We start from the raw sequence: 3597 nt of genomic DNA, 5'->3' as shown, positions 1-3597 counted from the left end.
GCCCGCCGCCCCCTGCACCCGGTTGCCGTGGCACCGCCCGGCGCCCCTCTGCACCCGCTGTCCGTGGCGTCCCCCTCCCTGCATGGCCCGGTGCGGGGGAGGGGCGGGCGGGCGATGCATCGCTCTTCGAGCGCCATAACGCCCCACCGGCACAGTAATCACCGGTTTTCGACATGCGCGCGGTCTGGGACAGCGCGATGGGGTCCGAAGGCCGCCTCTTTCAGGCGTTTCCCCTGGTTGCTCGTAACGTCGAAGGCGAGGCCTGCTCTGCCGACGCGGCCTGCTGTAGAAAACCGGTGATTACTGTGCCGCACCATGCGCTGCGCGCCATGGCGCGACGCGCAGCGCGCCGAAGGCGGATGCGACGGACGCGCGTGCCTGCGCGCGCCGTGCCGTCACGCGGAGAACAGCTTGCGCACCTCGGCCACGAGCTGCTTGCGGGTGAACACGAGCAGGGCCAGCAGCAGCACGCTGGCCGTGAGCGCGCTCACGTTGGCCGGCACGTCCCACGTGGTCAGCCCCAGCGCCACGAGCGCGAGCGGGATCAGCCCCAGCACCACGTCGAACAGCAGGTACTTCGCGTAACCCGACACGAACGTGCCACGGAACACGGCCACCAGCACGGCGTCGAACACGAGCGCCACCAGGCATATGCCGGGTATGACGAACGTCGTGACCACGGGGTTGCGCGTGATGAGGTACCACAGCGCCGCGATGGCCAGCAGGATGAGGAAGTAGCGCACCACCACGCGCAGGAAGTCGGGCGTGTGCACCAGGATGTTGCGCACGAACAGGTAGTTCACCACCAGGCCCAGGCATACGGTGAGCACGATGTCGCCCGGCAGCCCCAGCGTCCGTCCCAGAAACAGCATGGCCAGCAGGCATGCGCCGCTCACGAACGCCAGCACGCTCAGCGCCACGGCGCCCGACTTGCGCACCTCGTTTCGGGGGAACGCCGACGGCTCGGCCTCGCCCGAGAGCTCCGCCTGGCAGAGCGGGCACCGGTCAAGGTCGCCCGTGAACGACACGCCGCACTTCCCGCATCGCCTCATTTCCCGGCCTCCTTCCGCCTCGCCTTTCGGTTGCCGCCTGCGTCAGCCGTGCGTGCGGTCCTCGCCTTTCGGTCGCCGCCCGCGTCGGCCCCGCGCCCTGCCTCCTGAGACGGGTCCGTCCCCGTCGCGTGCTCCGCCTCCGCCAGCCGCATGGCCTTGGCCTTCCGCTTCGGCTTCTCCTGCGTCTCGGCCTCCCCGTGCGCGGGCGCCTGGCCGCCCAAGCGCCTCACCGAGGCCTCCAGCTTCGCCTCCAGGCGGTCCTCGGCAACCTCCTCGCTCGTCTTGTTGATGTTGATGCGCCCCTCGATGCCGCAGCCCGAGAAGTACCGGACGAAGTTCTTCACCACGTCGGGGTTCGAGTACGCCGTGGATATGCCGATGCTCAAGTCGTCGCCGAACGAGCACAGAAGGAAGTTCAGCCCAGTGGTGGACGTCAGGAGGTTGATGTCGCGCACGTACGGCTCCACCCGCGCGTCCACGGTGATGCGCCCGAGGTTCGAGAGCGTCGTGGTGGTCTCGCGCGCCGTGAAGCGGCTGGCCAGCTCCAGGAGGGCGTCCTTCACGAACAGGGGGGCCAGGCGCAGAAGCGGGTTCTTCTCCAGCGCGATCATGCGGTTCATGCGGGGCTTGAGGCTCTCGGGGTCGGTGGCCACGCGCAGCTGCTCCTGCACCTTCGCGGCAATCCGCTCCACGGGCTCGTCCTCGTCGCCGGGCACGTAGGACACGAACGCAAGCCCGAAGAAGTTCTTGGTGGTGGTGGACTTGAAGTGCTGCCGCAGGTCCACGGGGACGTCCAGGCGGATGGCGCGGTGGCGCTCGCGCCAGGGCATCTCGGCGCGGATGGCGCACATGATGGCCGCGATGACGAGCGACGTCAGGCTCACGCCGTGCCCGCGCGCCAGGTCGAGCACGGATCGCACGGGCAGGTGGTACTCCAAGTACGTGGGGTCGGCCGCGTCGCGCCAGCCGGTGAGCCGGTAGACCTTGGGGGCGTGCGTGGAGGCCGCCTTGTCGCGCTCGAAGTACTTGTCGAAGCTGTCCTCGGCCTTCTGGTGGTCCGAGCCGTCGTACTCCTGCGGCAGGCCCTCCACGCCGTAGCGCTCCTCCACGTAGGCGTAGAGCAGGGCCTTGAAGAAGCTCAGCGATCCGCGCCCGTCGGACACCATGTGCGACACTTCCAGGTTGATGCGCGCCCGGAACCAGCTTACGCGGATGAGCACGCTCTTCGCGTCCACGTGCAGGCCGAAGCAGATGGGGAGGTTCTCCTGCGTCACGGCAGGGGGGCGGGGCGCCTGCTCCAGATAGTGCCAGAACATGCCGCTGCGCAGGCACACGTTGAAGCCGGGGAACACGTCCACCGTGCGGTCGAGCGCGCGCTGCAGCGCCGCGGGGTCTACGTCGTCGGCCATCGTCGCCGCGTAGCGGAACACCGTCTGGGCGGAGCTGCCCGCCTGCGACGAGTAGAACTTCCCTACGTTGTCTAGTCGGTACCAAGTAGCCCGAGCCACGTCGGTTCGCCTTCCTGCACGAGCGGGTCGCCATCGAGGAACTGCTTGACGATGCGGTACGTGTCCCTCACGATGTTGAACACCGAGGGGTACAGCAGGTAGCCGTGCACGGCGTCGAGCATGCGGTAGCACTGCACGTCGCCGCCGTCGTCGGCCAGCCGCTGCGCGTACACCTCGCCCTCGTCGCGCAGCGGGCAGTACTCGGCCGTGACCACGAGCGTGCGCGGCTGGCGGGAGAGGTCGCTCTCCAACAGCGGCGCGAAGTAGGGCCGGTGCAGGTCGGCGGGCGACGAGGCGTACAGCTCCATGTAGCCGCGTATGTCGCGCGACGAGAGCAGGTAGTCTTCGCCGTTCTCCCGCACGGAGTCGAAGTACGAGGTGACGGGGTCGTGGTCGTTGTACGTCACGGGATAGAGCAGCATCTGCGTGCGGGGCAGGAACTCCCCGCGGTCGCGGGCCATGAGCGACACCACGGCGGCCAGGTTCCCCCCGGCGCTGTCGCCGAAGAGCACGATATGGTCGGCGTCCACGTCGGCCAAAAGCTCGCCCGCATGCAGCTGGCGGGCCACCTCGTAGCAGTCCTCGGGCGCCTGGGGGAAGCGGTGCTCGGGTGCGCGGCGGTAGTCCACCGACACCACGCGCCGCTCCAGGCGCAGCGCCATCGCGCTGCAGGCATCGGTGTAGAAGTCCACGTCGCCGTTCACCCAGCCGCCGCCGTGGAAGAACAGCACGGTGCCGCGGAAGTCCTCCGTGACCTTGAACTCCTCGGCCAGCGAGAAGTCGATGTCGAGCGGGGTGAACACGCGCAGGGGGAGCGCGCAGCCGTCGGGCATCGGGGCCGTGATGTCGTCGACGCGGCAGCGGGGGTTGGGGAGGGCGAGCCTGGCGCTCAGGTCCTCGGCCACGCGCTGCGCCTTGTAGAACTCCTTGATGTCGGGCCGAAGCCGCGTTGCCGCCTTGAAGGCGGCGAGCACCGCCTTGTTGATGGGCATGTATGCCGTCCTTTCCCGGGGCGGCGGCGCCGTTTCCGGGCCGTC

General features: G+C 69.1%; 3 protein-coding genes. All 3 read right to left on the bottom strand.

What is annotated here, in order from left to right; translation table 11 throughout:
* Positions 1–395: 395 nt before the first annotated feature.
* From GPA_RS13890 to GPA_RS13880, 3 genes are read right to left on the bottom strand one after another with little or no spacing between them, the layout of a single operon-like run.
* Positions 396–1052, bottom strand: a complete 657-nt coding sequence (locus GPA_RS13890; RefSeq protein WP_015540254.1) for a DUF6320 domain-containing protein — start codon at positions 1050–1052, stop codon at positions 396–398.
* Positions 1049–2560 (bottom strand): phthiocerol/phthiodiolone dimycocerosyl transferase family protein, encoded by a 1512-nt coding sequence (locus GPA_RS13885; RefSeq protein WP_231847657.1) that lies wholly within the window; start codon positions 2558–2560, stop codon positions 1049–1051. Before GPA_RS13885 ends, GPA_RS13890 begins: the two co-directional genes overlap by 4 nt.
* The gene (locus GPA_RS13880; protein WP_015540253.1) at positions 2533–3552 is read right to left on the bottom strand and encodes an alpha/beta hydrolase; all 1020 of its coding nucleotides are present in this window, start codon (positions 3550–3552) and stop codon (positions 2533–2535) included. The genes GPA_RS13885 and GPA_RS13880 overlap by 28 nt, the downstream gene beginning before the upstream one ends.
* Between the last annotated feature and the right edge of the window lie 45 nt (positions 3553–3597).

It is taken from the genome of Gordonibacter pamelaeae 7-10-1-b, from assembly GCF_000210055.1.
In the GTDB taxonomy this organism is placed as follows: Bacteria; Actinomycetota; Coriobacteriia; order Coriobacteriales; family Eggerthellaceae; genus Gordonibacter; species Gordonibacter pamelaeae.
The sequence above is the reverse complement of the archived record's forward strand: the minus strand, read 5'-3'. Positions and strand labels throughout refer to the sequence as shown.

Bases quoted from the DNA above. Each gene is read 5' to 3' on its own strand.
- GPA_RS13890 (WP_015540254.1), bottom strand. From the start codon at position 1,052: ATGAGGCGATGCGGGAAGTGCGGCGTGTCGTTCACGGGCGACCTTGAC.
- GPA_RS13880 (WP_015540253.1), bottom strand. From the start codon at position 3,552: ATGCCCATCAACAAGGCGGTGCTCGCCGCCTTCAAGGCGGCAACGCGG.